Raw genomic sequence first — 14223 nt, 5'->3', positions numbered from 1 at the left:
GAGCAGTTCGACGCCCGACGTCGCCGACGAACTCGAGGAGATCCTCATTCTCAAAACGGTCTCCCGTTGCCACGCGTAGACAGCCAGGTCACTCGACACTCAGCCCTGTGCGGCGGCCTTCCTTTCTCGGGCCGCCACTGCTGCCCAGCATCTGCTGGCCGGAATCGAACCGACGTCCTTCTCATTACGAGGAGGAACGACACCCTTGCATCCACTCTCTACAGGCGTATCTGGCAACACGGCATCCCGCATCGGACACGAGATTCCTCATCAATACCCACAGTTTCTTGCCACGGATGATGCCACGCAGACAACCGCAACGCCCCCCATCGATCAAGGTCGATTCCAGTCTGGTGTTGCGGCCGGCTGTCTGACAGCTTCGAGCACAGGCGCTCGCCTGCCCGGTTCAACCTCGGCTTGGCGGCAGTTCCAGCAAACCGTCTGCCAGCGGTCCAGATCGCCGCGGCGGATGCGAAGGCCACCGTTGGGGAGCTTGATGCATGGAGGCGCCTTCCTGGCGGTGCGCCATTCATAGAAGGTCGATCGCGCGATCCTGAGTTCGGCGCAGACCTCCTCGACGGTCAGGTAACCGCGTCTTGTGGGTGGGGATTCGGTCATCCCGCTCCGCCCTCCATTCAAGTCTTCCCGATGTCTTCAATCATCGGGTCACATGACCGCATACCAGATCGAGCACTAGCTAGATCCTGTCTGCGCCGCGTTGACGAATCTAGTGCGCATGGAGACGCGAGGCCTATCGGGTGCCGTGTTGACTCCTGGCGCGCGGAGCGTCGGCGTCACTGTCTGTCGCACTGTCATTGAATTGGTTGGCCCTGACAGCAAGGAGGAGTCGGTGGCGATGAGGCAGAAGAAGAGCTGGACTGCGGCCATGTTGGACGATCTGGTCGCAGCCGGGATGTACGTCGGACCAGACCGCGTGGAGCGCGCCGAACAGCGCCATAGCGCGGACTGGGGAGTGAGGAGCATCAGGTCGCACAGTGGCCTCCGTGAGCGGAAGAGTGGTGGGCTGTTCCACCGTGCCGCGACGAGCCGAGCACGAACGTCCGGAACTGGACGGTAGAGCGATGAGCTCCGACACACCGCTGTGGTAGCCGCTGCGGGTTCCCTGCTGGGCCCTCACGCGGTGACCGAAGTCGGGCTTCCGGCCGCCGGTGGAGCCCGCCGTTCTGGACGTTTGTGCAGGTCGCACCGAAGACGGGTTTCGGGTCGCCGGTTATCTGGCGCTTGAGCCGCTGACTCCGCGCCGGAGTGTTGGGGCACATGTTGGGGAACATTTCCCCCAACATTTGATACGGTCGACCAATGCTCACACCTATCGATCTGGGCGGGACGTACATGTTCGCCGACTCCGGCACCGTCATTCCGGTGTCCGAGGCGCGCGACAAGCTGACGGAGCTGATCGCGACGACGAAGCAGGGCCGCTTTCCGGTGATCGGCCGCTACCGCGAGCCTGGCGCGGTGCTGGTCGCCCCTGATCTCGTGCGGCTGCTCCCGCAACTGCTCAGCACCATGGCGGGGGAGACCGGGAAGTTCGTCGCCGAAAGCCGGCGGCGGGAGCCGGACCAGAAGGTCTACCAGCTCGGCGATCCGTGGCCGTTCGTCGCCGTCGCGCTGTGGATGAACGGTCATCGCGCGATGTTCGCGCAGTTCGCCTCCGACACCCTGGCCACGATTCAGAGCAGGGACGCGGCCAATGGTCTGCCGCGGATGACGGTGGACGAGTTCCTGGAGGCGCTGCCAATGACGCTGGGCGGAGACCTGCCCGAGGAGGAGCGCCTGGCCGCGATCGGCCTGCTGCGGGAGGCCTTGCCGACGATGAACTCGGCCCGGTGACACCGGGCTGACCGGCGGGACGTCGGACCACCTGATGGCCGGCTAGTTGCGCTGGGAAATGCTTAGCCCCGGCGACATGACCAAAGTCAGAGGTCCTCCGGGGCTTTTCGATCTCTACGATACGGGACTGGTTGACAAGTGACAACTCCCCACCCCGGCCCTGGCGGTTGGGTCGAGGCGTGGCTCAGCGCGCCTCGCATCTCGGTATACCTGGCGGCAGCCGCCGGTGACCGCCAGCGCGCACTGGATCTGTACGAGTGGAACACCCAGCTCAGCTCCGCTCTGCTGCACGACCTGGCGCACCTCGAGGTCGGCATCCGCAACGCGTACGACCAGGCACTGACCCAGCATGCGCAGTTTGTCCCGCACTGGACCACCAACCCCCAGCAGGTCTTCGCCCCGGTCCTCCGCACGAAGAAGGTCTACGACCCAAGCGTGGGGCGGCGGGTCTCTCGGCGGGTCGACGTGAACGACAAGCCGCGGAAGGCGCTTCAGCGCGCGATCAGTGAGGCCGGCGGGATGAACGCGCCACCCGGAAAGATCGTTGCGCAGCTCATGTTCGGCTTCTGGCGCTACCTGAGTTCGGCCGCTCACGAAGTGCCGCTGTGGCGCCCGTACCTGCACCACGCGTTCGCGGCGGGCACCAGTCGACCTGACGTCGACGTCCGGATGGGCGACCTGCACGAACTGCGAAACCGCGTCGCGCACCATGAGCCGCTGCTCAGCTGGAACCTTGTCAAAGCTCAACAGCAACTGGTGGAGCTGGCGGGCCTGATCTCGCCCGATCTGGCTCAGCACATCACCACTTCCTCGAAGGTCGCAGCACTCCTCGCGTCGAGGCCTTGATCCGATCCCCGCCGTCGGTCGGCGGGGTGAACTGTCAGCGCGGAGCGGCGTACTGGCTTACCCGGCTATGGAGAAGGAGTGCGGGCACCTGTGATGGCCGCGATCGCCGCCTCGACGTGCGGAGCCAGCTTCAGGACGAACCTGCGCCGGTCCTCGCCGGGGATGATCAGGGCGATCAGGACGATCAGGCCGGCCAGGGCCAGCAGCAGGACGAGCGGGATGGCGCCGACGAGAAGCCGGAAGCCGCCGGCCGAGACGATCATCGGTAGCACGGCGAGCCCTCCGTCGAGCTCGTGGCGGATTGTGGCGTTGGATGGCCCCCCTGGGGCCTTGAGCGTACGGTGGTCACTGCTGGGTGTCTCCTTGCTGAGGTTCGCGCTTCGCTTCGAGGTCCGGCACGACGGCCCGGTCTGTGGAGGACGCGGGCCGTCATCATGTCCGCGGAATCCCCTTGTACTGCTGGGGTTTCCCGGGCGCCTCTTCAAGGTATCTGCGAATCTCGGCGGAACCGAGTACACTAGCTCCGACGGATCAAACCGCCAGCGATGCGAGTGTCAAAGTTACGGTCGCAGCTGGCGGGTTAATTCGTTCGGACTGATCCGTCGAACTGGGAAATCATCGTGACCGAACCGTTACTTTACTGGTCTGATCTGTTCGCTCCGGTCGACGGTGCCCCGACTCCAGAGGAGATCGAGCGCTACACGAATCGCCTCGACCGGCTCGCTAACCTCGCCGCTTCGACGGCGAGGGTGACCGAGATTCTGCAGAGCCGGAGGACTCAGTACGGCGGCATGAGCGACGCCTTCCTTGTACGACCACGGTTCATGCATCAGGTGCTTCCCGCGACCGTCGGTGGTGACTGGTCGGACCGGAAGCTGCCACCGCGCGAAGACCGGCCGTCAGCCACCCGGATCATGTCCAGCCGTGGTGCGGCGCTCCGCTTCTACCTGACGGCGATCGCCGAGGCGCAGATCAGGGTCGGGCCGGGGAAGAAGGTCGACAACCCGATCCCCATCCGGCACGACAAAGAAGACATCGTGTCGTGGGTCGACCTGATCGCGTCCTCCACCGCCGCTAGGTCTGGAAGCGTCCTGGACATCCACGCGCGCGACAAGAAGCAGCGGATGATTCACACCGCCCTGAACACGCTGGAGAAAGCCGAACTCGTGCAGATGCTCAAGCCGGTCGGCGCGCGCAATCGGTACGACGGTTTCGTGCTGCTGAACGAGATCGGCGCCCGCCGGAAGGCAGACCCGCTGCAGTACGCCGTACCGACTGCCGCGGATAACCCCGCTACTCTGCCGGTCGAGCTCGTCACCGCCGGCTGGCTCCATCTGCTGGAGGACTCCGAGCTCGCCACTCTGCTGATGGTCGCCTGCAACACCGGGACCGTGGCGAACGACGGCAGTTGCGCCATCCCCGGTGATGTCAGAATCAGGCACTACGGCCTTGGCCGAGACGCCTTCGAGGCTCACCGGATGCTGCGGTGGCTCGGGTTGGCCGAGGTCCAGTCCTTCGGACGCTGGGACGACGGTTCCCACGTCAACGACTACGGGAACGAAGAGGCGACGCTGTACCGCATCAAGCTGCGTGCGGAGGGCTTCCAGACCGACCCGGCCGAGAAGCTACGGCAGGCCCTCGAGACGCAGCTGGGCCGGCCGCCGCGCACCCGTAGTGACGACCCCAGCCAGAACTCCGACGACGGCGGCGCCGCAACCGCACCGGCCGCAGATAAGCCATCCGCGGTCTGAACTGCGGCGCCTCAAATCTTCGAGGTAACCGCCGGTTGTCCACCGTTGGCGGCGAGATCAGCCTTCTTGCGGCTCGGGGGTCGGGGGTCGGGGGTCGGGGGTCGGGGGTCGGGGGTCGGGGGTCGGGGGTCGGGGGTCGAGAACGAACTCACACCACAGCCGGGCCGCGTTGAACGCAAGGCGTGCGTGCCGCGGCCCCAGCAAGCCAGGTCATGAGCTTCAGCGTCCGTGCGGCCCGTAGCCGACGGCCCAGAGTCCAACAAACGACGTTCCGTGTCCATACCACGACCCCAGCTCGCGCAGCTCCGCGAGCAACCCATGCCGGTCCGCGACGGCCTGCGCCTCCGCTCGGTCGTGCTCGCTGAGACCGTACGGCTGCGAGACGATCACGACCGTCTCCTTGCTGTCGCGGTCCGCCCACATCGTCGGGTGATCGGACCAGCCTCGACCTTCGACTCGGTCCGGGCACTGCCAGCCCTTGCGACAGTAGCCGACCTCGACCCGGCGGGGGCAGACGTGACTCGGGTCAATGTGCCGCAGGTTGAACTGGTCGGCCCAGTCGAGCATCCGCCGCCGGGCCTCCACCTCAGCGTTCGGGCCGTAGGGCCAATTATCCGGCGCGGTCAGCACGCCGCGGGCGCGGCGGTCGCACTCGGCGACCAATCCGGCTTGCTCAGGCGTCATGTGGCGCTGGCAGGCGCGCTGCGCACCGTCGCCGAAGTTCAAGCCGTTGATCGCGCAGCAGCGCGGCAGGTCGGAGTGGATGGTCATCTGGTCGGAATCCTTTCGGTCAGAGCTCGGTCGCTAGTGGACGTTCGGTGAGGCTAGCGGCAGTTCGACGTCATGGACGAGGTTCTGCCAGACCCGGCCGCCGTGGCTGACCTCGCACCGCAGCCGCACTACGGCTCCTGCGCCCCGCTCAATGTCCGAAAGCCACAGCGACAGCCGACGAGACCCGCCGGCTTCGAGTGCGGGCAGTTCAGCCTTCGTGGTCATGGTGCCCGCAGCTTTCGGTACGACGCCGTCGACGATCCACATGACTGAGGCGTCGGCGTCGGCGTCGAATTCACGGACCAGGGCTACGGACCCAGAATCGATCGGCCGGGTGACCGTCAGCACAAGTTCGTACCCGCTGCTGCCCAGCTCGTCACCAAGCTTGAACTCGATCTTCGGGGTCAGCGTCTCGTGCCGAGCGTCTTCCTCGATCTGCAGCTGCCGTTGGCTCGTTTCCAGCGCTTTCCTCGCGATCTTGTTCGCCGAGCGCGAGGTCAGCCATCCGAACAAGCCGCCAGCGAGAGCACCGAAGAACGCACCGATGAGCCCGTCGAGCAGTTGCACTTCCTTCACGAACGACCACAGCGAATCCATGGAGGTAACAGTGCTGCAGCACCACGTCTCAGTGCCAGCCCGACAGGCGCGGATGTGTCGGTCTCCTCCGGCGATCAGGTTCCGCGGGCGGCCGCTCGAACGGCTCCTCCGAGAGGTTCATCGGCAGCCTCAACACACCCACAGGGGCCCCTCCCCCGGAAGGTCGGCCACTCGGCGCCAGTCCATGGCAGTCATCGCCTCAGCGCGCTGGCGTGCGGTCGCCTCCGTGGCCTCGGCGCGAAGAGCCCGTTGGTAGGCGGAGTCCGGTGATAGAGCTGGTTGTCACCGGGTGACTCATGGGGGTTGCGCCAAATGCGAGGACTCGCGTGTCGCCCCGGCAGGTCCCGCAAGTCATGATCCAACGGGCCGTGTGAAAAGCCAGTCGGGCGTCACTGTCGGACCAATGTGGCAGGCTGATTTGAACACGATTCAACAGGGAGCGCCCATTGCCGTACGAACTCGACCGCATGAGTGCACTGGGCTTCCAGGACGCCGCTGCAGCGTTGGCGGTGGCGGAGTTTGGCCCGATCGTGCGACGCCTCGGCCGCGGCAAAGACGGCGGCCGCGACATGGAGGCCAATGGGGTTCTGGTCTGGTCTGGAACAGACGGTCAGCCTGGAGAAGTCTGGGAGGGCTACAGCGTTTTCCAAGTCAAGCATCATGAACAACCTGCCCGAAACAAGGCCGACGCCAGATGGCTGTGGGGAGAGATCCATAAGGAACTCAAGGCGTGGGCTGATTCCGATTCCAACCGGAAGCAGGTGCCAAAGCACCTCGTAATCGTTTCCAACGTTCGCCTTTCCCCCGAGCCAGATCGGGGCGGGCTGGACTACGTCGAGGAGAAGATCAAGCAGTTCTTCACCGAGCTGGCCGACACCAGCCAGGACGTCGGGCCGATCGCTCGCGAGCGGCAGCTCCGACGACAACGCCTCAGAGCATTGAAGAAGTGGAAGGTCGTCGACGGCAACCAGCTCGACGCATGGCTCGACATCCACGATGGCGTCCGGCGCGCCTACGGGGCCTTCCTGATGGCAGGCGATGTGCTCGCCGATCTGATCGGCCTCAACCCTGAGCTTCCGGCTGGCCAGCTCGAACCGGCTCTGCAGACACATGCACGCAGCTCGCTGATCCGCGAACGCAACATCTACTTCGACGAAGCAGGCGGTGACGGGGCCGGGGTGCCGCTCGACAAGATCGCGGTGGACCTTCCCGTACGAGGGCGAGCTACGAGCGAGCCGGCCCGAGCTATCGCGTACGTCCTGGACCGTGGCGAGCACGTCTTGAAACGCTCGATCGCGACCGTGGATAAGCCCCGGCACGTGGTTTTGACTGGAGCGCCGGGCAACGGCAAGACGACGGTCACCCGCTTCCTCGTTCAGTCTTACAGGGCCGCCATGCTGGCCGAGACGGCCAATCTCGCCGAAGATCACGTCGAGGCCATCACTGGTACGGCAGCGAAACTCAAGCGACTCCGTCGGCGGCTTCCGACCCATCGGCGCTGGGCCGTCCGTGTCGATCTAGCCGAGTTCGCGAAGGGCTACGTCGCCGACGAGCGCAACAGTTTGATGGCGTTCATCGCCAGACAGGTCACAGCGCAGGGCTACACCCGCAAGCTCGAACCCTGGCAGCTGAAAGCCTGGATGGAGGCGTGGCCATGGTTTGTCGCCCTCGACGGACTAGACGAGGTCTCCGAGCCGCTTGTCCGCAAATGGGTGATCGGCTGCGTCCATGAGTTCGTCGCAGACGCCGAGGCCGACGACGCAGACTTGCTCTGTCTGGTTACTACTAGACCAACAGGCTACGTCGACGAAATGTCGGCCTCCCAGTTCGACCGGCTAGACCTTACCGACCTCACCACCAGTGAGGCGCTGGCATACGGCCACCTCGTCACTGAAATTAGGCTGCGCGCCGACACCGCACGTATCAAACGCGTCGACACGCTCTTGCGTAGTGCGGCCGAAAACGACGCGCTACGACACCTACTGCGCACACCCCTGCAGATCCAAATCATGACGATCATTGCTGAAGGTGCGGGCCCACTCGATCCGGACCGCTTCCGACTCTTCTGGCGGTACTACGACGTCGTGGCACGACGCGAGCAGACTAAGGAGAACACCCGGTTTGCTGAGTTGCTCCGCGATCACGGAGAGCAAGTCCTCGACCTTCACGAACGCGTTGGTCTTGAGCTTCAGAGGCGGAGCGAAACAGCTGATGGCGGTACCGCCACAATGTCGGAAGATGACCTATCCGCGATCGCCTGGCACGTACTAGCCGACGAAGGGTACGACCCGACCGGGAAAGATGCGCGACTCCTTGAGCGGATCGTCCAAGCGGCCACCCACCGGCTCGTGCTTCTAGTGCCGCGCACCGACGGATATGGCTTCGACGTCCGCTCGCTGCAGGAGATGATGGCAGCCAGGCGGATCACGACTGGTGAACTCGACACGGTCCTCAAACGCCTCAGTTTGTTGGCTCCTAGCCCGCACTGGCGCAATACCTGGCTGTTCGCGGCCGGCAGGCTGTTCGCTGAGCCGCAGAGTCATCAACACGAGAAGCTTATCGAAATGGTTGAGACCCTCGATGCTGCCGTCACAGACCGGTTTTCAAGCATCGCACCCGTTGGCCCTTATCTGGCGTGGGACATGCTTGACGACGGTATGGCGGCCGCTCGACCGCGATGGCTGCGACGGTTGATCGACCTCGGCATGACTGCGATCGACTGTCCAGCACCGCAGCCGATTGAGGACTTTGCAGGGCTGGTGATGCGCATGAGCGAGTTCGCCGACGAACTGTGTGGGCACGTCGAAGTCGCCCTGAAGGCGTCGCTGATCGGAGACAGCAGTAGCCGCGCCAACGCAGCGGCGCTGATGGGAGCCATCGGCACTCTCTCGAAGTCGGTGACGACCACCGTCGATGTGCGTCTGCTATCGCAGGTTAAACCGGAGCCTGGCCGGTCTACTCGTCCTGACCCAATCGAGCCTTGGGAGTACTTCGAGGAAGTGATCGCTGATCTTGCCTCAGACGCAGTGAGCTCAGCGGTCGCCGAAGCGGCCACAGTGGTAAGAGCGGCAAGGACACGGCCGACCACAGCCGATGAGCTCGCGAAACTTGAAGTCGCGGCCCTAGATCCGGAGGCGACCGAGCTACTCGAGGTCGCCCTGGACAGAGTGGTGCGTGTGGAGCCGCAGGTCGCCGCGTTGTGCTTTGGGGTGGCAAGGACGACTACTGCCCGGCGAGAGCTTGCCAGCCAACTCGACCAGGACCGCCACTGACGAGACCCTGGCCTTGAGGAAACCAGCGTCAGTGGGGTACTCGCATGTGCCTCTCGGCGGATGATCCGCCGTTGCATTCGACGTCTGGGTCCACTTCAAGCACGTCGAGCGGGCCGAGCCTGTGGACAACCGGACCCGCCCAAACTGGATTCGGGCATCCTGTAGTACCGGACACGTTGACCGGAGCGACATTGTCGGTGGGGCGTGGGATCGTGTTGTGGTATGGAGCTGACGGCGCGGCATATTGAGCGGATACCCCGGAGGAACGTGCGTATCCCAGTGGGTGAGTTCGCGAGGTTGTGGCTGGTCGCCGAGCGGCGTGCGGACGCGGAAGAGGCGGCTGGTGCGCCGGAGGACGGATACCTGAGCGGCGTCTGTGCGACGTGTGAGTGGCTGGCTTGTGTGTTCGTCGGTGGTGGCGTTGAGGGCGGTTCGCGTGCTTTTGCTCGACCTTCGCCGATCACGGGTGAGTACGAGCTGGCCTACGAAGAGCTGATTGCGGAGGAGACCTGTGCCGCGGAGCGCGAGGTTGCCCGTCTGGACCTGGCGTGGGGTAGCGGCCCCAGTGAGCCCGGGTTCGTGGACGGGGTGCTGGCGACGCTGTTGTGGGCATGGCGTCGGTCCGGTGTGCCGCCGATCGACGCACAGCAATCGCAGGCCAGGCAGACGGGCTGAGAGTGAGAGGGGGCCTCAGGAGCCGTACAACGGCTTCCTGAGGCCCCTTCGGCGCTTTCGGTGAACCCTGCTTGCTGCTCAGGCGGTGCGTTGGCGGCGTGGGTGGTGTGTGCCGGCGGTGAGTCCTGAGGTGATGGTGCGTTCGGCTTCGTTGCGGGGTAGGCCGATTTGTTCGGCGGCGGAGACGAGTTCGTCTCGGGCGATGTGGTGGTCGAGCAGTTGTGCGCCGGCGAGCTGGCCGAGCGCGAAGGCGGCACGGTTGAGGGTGTCGTTGCGGTGTCCGGGGGTGGCTGCGAGGACTTTGTCGAGTTCGCCGGAGAGCGCGGCGAGGGTGTAGGCGCTGGTGTTCCGCAGGGTCGCTGCTGCCCCCGGCTTCTCGTCGGTCGGTGGGGTCGTGTCGAGCGCGTCGATGATCCAGCTGGGTAGCGGCTGCGGCTGCGGAGTGGTTTCGGCGTGGTAGCGGCCGGCGGGGGTGATCGATCCGGCGCCGACGACGTAGCCTCCCCGGCCGCGGGTGTCGATTTTCCATCCGATGCGGCAGGCACTGTTGCCGAGCTGGCCGGCGGCGGGTTGCCGGTAGTACAGGTGGCGGCCGGCTGATGGCGTGGTGACTGTGTACGTAGCTGTGTAGGTGTCGGTGTCCGGCGGCTGGGTCGCGTGATCGGCGGCGACCAGGGCGAGTACGTCGGCTCCGTTTGCTGCGGAGCGGCTTCCCCACGGCTCGGGTGCCACGTCGTCGGGGCTCTTGGGCTGGTCCAGGTCAACGACGAGAAGCCGGGACGGACCGGTTGCGACGCCGATGTTGTAGGGCGCTCGTCGCCAGGTGCGGGCGATCGCGAGGTGGTCGGTGGTGGCGGCGGTTTCCCAGTCCTCGACAGCCGGCGTTTTGCGGCCCGGTACCAGCGGGAACACCGCGAATCCGTGGTCAGCGTGCCAGTGCGCGGCCAGGCAAAGCGCCTGATGGTCGGGGTCGGCTGCCGTCGCGGCCTGTCGGGCTCGGGTGCCGGTCACGGTTCAACCTCGCGGCGGCCGGGGTTGACGCGTTCGCTGCGCTCGCGCCGCGGAGCCGCCTGGTCGTCGGCGGGATCGCGGAGTTCGAGGTAGACGCGTACGCCGAAGGAGCCGCGGTTGGGGTAGGCGCGGTCGGTGCCGGCGACCTCGAAGTGGTCGCGGAGGTGGTCTACGAGGCGGGTAATTTCGTCGGGCTCTCCGGACAGCCGGATCTTGATCGTCATGCCGTCACCTCCTGGTCGGTGTTCCCACTTGGCCACGCCTTCGGGCTGAAGTCGCCGTTGAACGCCACACGCAGCGCGCCACGCTCGCACAGGCCGTCGAAGTCCGTGCGGCCGGAAATGTTGTCGTCGGGGCAGGGCACGGTGAACGCCCAGTCGTCGCCGTCGTCGGTCTCGAACACGATCCAAGGTGTGCCGGTGTTGTCGATCACCACCGGAGTCATTGCCCAGGACACCAGCTCAATCAGTTGGTCGTATGTCGTGAGGAGGGTGCCGTTCGGGATGCGCTGCGACATGGTCAGCTCTCCTTCGTGGCGGGTATGCCGTAGTGGGCGAGGAAGGGCACGCGGAGGTGCGGCCAGTGGCCGGTGGCCAGGACGGTGTCGGCGTGGCGTTGGCCGACCGTCCAGTCCGGAGCGGTGGCGGTCCCGGGCAGCAGGGTGGTTTCGCGGGCGTACTGGTAGAGGAGGCTGGCCAGGTCGCTGCCCCACCCATCGGTCAGCTCGTCATTGCTCGTGGCCTCGTCCCCGGCGAATCGGACCGTGACAGTCAGGTGTTCGGGGTAGCGGTTCGCATCGTCGGCGCGCAGCTGCTCCAGACGGGCCTGGACGGTCTCGGCGAACCGTTGCTCGTAGGTACCGCAGTCGGCCTTCTCCAGCTCGACCAGCAGTTCCTCGATCTCTTCGATCTGCTCCAGCTGCTCCAGACTCAGCCGGTCACGTGACGGGGTCCAGCGGTCACCGAAGAGCACGCGGCCGATGTGGCTAGTGCTGGCCTCGTAGGTCTCGAACATACCGAGGTCATCGAGTTCGTAGAAGCTGTTGACGACAACCTCGACCGGCTCTGTGCGAAATCCCAGCAGGTATTCGTCGTCGTAGCCGACGGTGCTGCGCAGCAGGTCACCCACGCCGGCGGCTTCCCACGATCCCGGACGGCCCGCGGTGACCGCGGCGCTGCTGCCAAGGTTCGCGGCGACGGTGGCGATCAGGTGGGTGATGAACTCGGCGCCGTCGCCGCCGCGCTGATCGTTGTTGATCGCGCGGATCGCGCGGGTGACCGCGGTCACGGCCACCTGGAAGTCGTCCTGTTCAGCACTGTCGGCGTGATCGTGACTGCCGTTAGCTTCGTGGTTGGTCGGCTGGGTCATGGGCTGTTTCTCCTCGCTGGGTTCGTTCGGTCCCGGGGCTGGGTCAGCAGGCCGCGTGGGCGGTCAGGACGTGGCTCGGTTCGCCGTGGACGCCGGTGGCTACCTCAACGCAGGTGGAGCGCTGGGGGTCCAGCCACGACAGCTGTTGGTCCTTGCTCAGGTTCTCCATCGCGATCCGCCGCGCCTGGTCGGCGTCGCCAGCGATCACGACCTGAGCCGCCGCCTCCTCGTAGTCGACCTCGTCGGTGCGGGTCAGCAGGAACACGGACAGAGTGGTGTTGCGGCTGTTGAAGGTGGGGTAGTTCATCGCGGATCTCCTGTCGTGGTTGACGGTTACGTGTCAATGGCCGGGCGGCCGAGAGGCCGGACCTGCGGCGAGGTCCGGCCGACTGCGGCCCGGTCAGGCGGCGTCCAGGTCGCTCAGGTCGTGGCCGAGGGATTCGGCGACGGCGGCGATGAGGTCGCGCGCTGCGGGTGGAGTGACGGCGTTGCCGAGCTGGCGAACCTTCTCGCGCTTATTGCCCAGCACCACGTAGCCGCCTGTGAACGCCATGCCAGCGGCGACCTCGTGCGGCTCCAGCATCCGGAACAGGCAGTCCTCGACCGCGATGGTCTGCGGCTCCAGCAACGACTGGTGCCCCGCGGTGGTCAGAGTTCGCAGCGTCTCGCTGGCCGGGGTGCACATCTCCGCCCCGTCGGTACGGGAGCCGTTGTTCCGCATGATCAGCGCATACCGGTCGCGGGTAGTGAAGGTTCCGTGCGGCTCGCTCGTGGCGCGGCTGGTGGCGTTCCCGTAGTAGGGCATCAGCAGGCCGTGGTGGTTGCCTGCGGCAGCGAATGTGTCGAACGGGTCCGTCGCCTTCTTCGTCGTGTTGTGGTTCCGCAGCGGCACCACCAGCGCCTCGGACTCACGTGTGGTCCTGGTCCGCATCACCTCAGCCAACGTGGTCGCGGTCTCGTTCCAGGTGCCGCCCGCAGGCACCAGCAGACCGGTCTCGTTGCGGGTCGTCATGGTCCGCATCGCCTCCGACAACGGAGCGGCGGTCTTGCCGTCGCGGCCCTCGACCGGCACCAGCAGTTCCGGCTTGACGTAGCGGGCCAGACCGGCGCGGATACGAGCCATGGTCTTGTCGGCCAGCGGCCTCGCGCGGTCCCCGATCCGCTCGCCGGTCAGGGTCCAGTCGATCGCGGCAGCCGCAGGCAGCCACCCCGGCTCCACGATCTGGTTGCGGCAGGCAACATTCGGGCAGCGCCACACGTACTGGGCGCGGTAGCGGCCCCAGGTCCGTTCCGGCTTCTTCCACGCCTGCATCGCCCGCACCATCCGGCCGCAGCCCTCGCACCACGCCTGCGGCCGAGTCCACCGGTTCAGATCCGGGCAACCCGACGTGCGCAGGTGCGCCACCACGTACAGCCGGTCGCGGGACTGCGGCGCCGGGAGGCCGCCGGCCTGAGCATGCATGCTGTTGAGGTAGACGACATGCACGCAGTAGCCAAGCGCGTCCAGCCCGGACCGCCACGCCGGCCACAACACCCACAACGCGGCGTCCACGACGTTCTCCACCACGATTGCGTCGTAGCGGTGGTGCTCGGCGAACCGCACCACGTCCCACATCGTCGCCCGTGACCGCTCGGCTGCCTCGTCGGGCAGGGTGTCCCCGAACAGGTCGGGCGTCGCGTCCACGTTGCGCTTCTTGCCCTTGGCCTGCGAGTGGTTCGTGCACTCAGGTGACGCCCACAGAATGTTGGTACGCGGGTACTTGCGCGGGTCGACCTGGGACAGGTCGGCACAGTCGTGGTCGGTGGTCGGGTGGTTGCTGTTGTGCGTCTCGACGGCCAGCTTCCAGTGATTCGCGGCCAGCTTCACCGTCACCCCCGGCACCTGCACGGCACCGGTGCTCGATCCCCCGGCACCGCAGAACAGGTCAGTCATCGTCAAGGTCATCGCTTGCCTCCTCGCCGTGGGCGCGGGTTCCGGACGGTGTAGACGCCCGGGCAGCAGTACGGCGAGCCGCACGGGACTTTCGGGGTGCACCACGGCTGGCACGCGGTGCTGGACACGTTCTTGATCCGTCGGGTCC

The 14223-nt window shown here is 66.0% G+C and carries 15 protein-coding genes; 5 read left to right on the top strand and 10 right to left on the bottom strand.

Features of this window, described 5'->3' with window-relative positions:
• Positions 1-333 precede the first annotated feature (333 nt).
• Entirely contained in the window at positions 334-618 is a 285-nt protein-coding gene (locus tag OHB24_RS17180; protein WP_327640044.1) for a helix-turn-helix transcriptional regulator, read from the bottom strand.
• A gap of 702 nt (positions 619-1320) precedes the next feature.
• Between OHB24_RS17180 and OHB24_RS17175 the strand changes: the two genes are divergently transcribed.
• Together OHB24_RS17175 and OHB24_RS17170 are read left to right on the top strand one after the other, a co-directional pair.
• Positions 1321-1851, top strand: a complete 531-nt coding sequence (locus OHB24_RS17175) for a hypothetical protein (RefSeq protein ID WP_327640043.1) — start codon at positions 1321-1323, stop codon at positions 1849-1851.
• 138 nt (positions 1852-1989) lie between these two features.
• Positions 1990-2697, top strand: a complete 708-nt coding sequence (locus tag OHB24_RS17170) for an Abi family protein (protein ID WP_327640042.1) — start codon at positions 1990-1992, stop codon at positions 2695-2697.
• Between the two features lie 65 nt (positions 2698-2762).
• On the opposite strand, the gene OHB24_RS17165 is transcribed toward OHB24_RS17170, so the two are convergent.
• Complete coding sequence (locus OHB24_RS17165; RefSeq protein WP_327640041.1) at positions 2763-2960, bottom strand: hypothetical protein; 198 nt, start codon at positions 2958-2960, stop codon at positions 2763-2765.
• 528 nt (positions 2961-3488) lie between these two features.
• Here OHB24_RS17165 and OHB24_RS17160 point away from each other — a divergent pair.
• Complete coding sequence (locus OHB24_RS17160; protein ID WP_327640040.1) at positions 3489-4448, top strand: hypothetical protein; 960 nt, start codon at positions 3489-3491, stop codon at positions 4446-4448.
• A gap of 219 nt (positions 4449-4667) precedes the next feature.
• Here OHB24_RS17160 and OHB24_RS17155 read toward each other — a convergent pair whose 3' ends face one another.
• Positions 4668-5219, bottom strand: coding sequence for a hypothetical protein (locus tag OHB24_RS17155; RefSeq protein ID WP_327640039.1), 552 nt, complete (start codon positions 5217-5219; stop codon positions 4668-4670).
• Positions 5220-5252: 33 nt separating this feature from the next.
• Positions 5253-5816 carry a hypothetical protein gene (locus OHB24_RS17150; RefSeq protein WP_327640037.1) on the bottom strand — a complete coding sequence of 188 codons (564 nt, stop codon included), beginning with the start codon at positions 5814-5816 and terminating at the stop codon, positions 5253-5255.
• A 446-nt stretch (positions 5817-6262) separates the two neighbouring features.
• On the opposite strand from OHB24_RS17150, the gene OHB24_RS17145 reads away from it, so the two are divergent.
• Both OHB24_RS17145 and OHB24_RS17140 read left to right on the top strand, forming a co-directional pair.
• Positions 6263-9088 carry an NACHT domain-containing protein gene (locus OHB24_RS17145; RefSeq protein ID WP_327640036.1) on the top strand — a complete coding sequence of 942 codons (2826 nt, stop codon included), beginning with the start codon at positions 6263-6265 and terminating at the stop codon, positions 9086-9088.
• A 267-nt stretch (positions 9089-9355) separates the two neighbouring features.
• Complete coding sequence (locus OHB24_RS17140; protein WP_327640035.1) at positions 9356-9763, top strand: hypothetical protein; 408 nt, start codon at positions 9356-9358, stop codon at positions 9761-9763.
• Positions 9764-9841: 78 nt separating this feature from the next.
• Here the strand turns inward: OHB24_RS17140 and OHB24_RS17135 are convergent, their stop codons facing one another.
• From OHB24_RS17135 to OHB24_RS17110, 6 genes are all read right to left on the bottom strand, one after another.
• Complete coding sequence (locus tag OHB24_RS17135) at positions 9842-10774, bottom strand: bifunctional DNA primase/polymerase (RefSeq protein WP_327640034.1); 933 nt, start codon at positions 10772-10774, stop codon at positions 9842-9844.
• Complete coding sequence (locus OHB24_RS17130) at positions 10771-10998, bottom strand: DUF3970 family protein (RefSeq protein WP_327640033.1); 228 nt, start codon at positions 10996-10998, stop codon at positions 10771-10773. The genes OHB24_RS17135 and OHB24_RS17130 overlap by 4 nt, the downstream gene beginning before the upstream one ends.
• Positions 10995-11291 carry a hypothetical protein gene (locus OHB24_RS17125; protein WP_327640032.1) on the bottom strand — a complete coding sequence of 99 codons (297 nt, stop codon included), beginning with the start codon at positions 11289-11291 and terminating at the stop codon, positions 10995-10997. The genes OHB24_RS17130 and OHB24_RS17125 overlap by 4 nt, the downstream gene beginning before the upstream one ends.
• 2 nt (positions 11292-11293) lie before the next feature.
• Entirely contained in the window at positions 11294-12142 is an 849-nt protein-coding gene (locus OHB24_RS17120) for a hypothetical protein (protein WP_327640031.1), read from the bottom strand.
• 43 nt (positions 12143-12185) lie between these two features.
• Positions 12186-12449, bottom strand: a complete 264-nt coding sequence (locus OHB24_RS17115) for a hypothetical protein (protein ID WP_327640030.1) — start codon at positions 12447-12449, stop codon at positions 12186-12188.
• Between the two features lie 93 nt (positions 12450-12542).
• Positions 12543-14087, bottom strand: coding sequence for a DNA cytosine methyltransferase (locus OHB24_RS17110; protein ID WP_327640029.1), 1545 nt, complete (start codon positions 14085-14087; stop codon positions 12543-12545).
• Between the last annotated feature and the right edge of the window lie 136 nt (positions 14088-14223).

Source organism: Kribbella sp. NBC_00482 (assembly GCF_036013725.1).
Taxonomy (GTDB): domain Bacteria; phylum Actinomycetota; class Actinomycetes; order Propionibacteriales; family Kribbellaceae; genus Kribbella.
The sequence above is the reverse complement of the archived record's forward strand: the minus strand, read 5'-3'. Positions and strand labels throughout refer to the sequence as shown.

Coding starts and splice junctions, on each gene's coding strand:
- OHB24_RS17165 (WP_327640041.1), bottom strand. CDS start 2,960: ATGATCGTCTCGGCCGGCGGCTTCCGGCTTCTCGTCGGCGCCATCCCG.
- OHB24_RS17150 (WP_327640037.1), bottom strand. CDS start 5,816: ATGGATTCGCTGTGGTCGTTCGTGAAGGAAGTGCAACTGCTCGACGGG.
- OHB24_RS17130 (WP_327640033.1), bottom strand. CDS start 10,998: ATGACGATCAAGATCCGGCTGTCCGGAGAGCCCGACGAAATTACCCGC.
- OHB24_RS17115 (WP_327640030.1), bottom strand. CDS start 12,449: ATGAACTACCCCACCTTCAACAGCCGCAACACCACTCTGTCCGTGTTC.
- OHB24_RS17125 (WP_327640032.1), bottom strand. CDS start 11,291: ATGTCGCAGCGCATCCCGAACGGCACCCTCCTCACGACATACGACCAA.
- OHB24_RS17110 (WP_327640029.1), bottom strand. CDS start 14,087: ATGACCTTGACGATGACTGACCTGTTCTGCGGTGCCGGGGGATCGAGC.
- OHB24_RS17160 (WP_327640040.1), top strand. CDS start 3,489: ATGAGCGACGCCTTCCTTGTACGACCACGGTTCATGCATCAGGTGCTT.
- OHB24_RS17120 (WP_327640031.1), bottom strand. CDS start 12,142: ATGACCCAGCCGACCAACCACGAAGCTAACGGCAGTCACGATCACGCC.
- OHB24_RS17180 (WP_327640044.1), bottom strand. CDS start 618: ATGACCGAATCCCCACCCACAAGACGCGGTTACCTGACCGTCGAGGAG.
- OHB24_RS17155 (WP_327640039.1), bottom strand. CDS start 5,219: ATGACCATCCACTCCGACCTGCCGCGCTGCTGCGCGATCAACGGCTTG.
- OHB24_RS17175 (WP_327640043.1), top strand. CDS start 1,321: ATGCTCACACCTATCGATCTGGGCGGGACGTACATGTTCGCCGACTCC.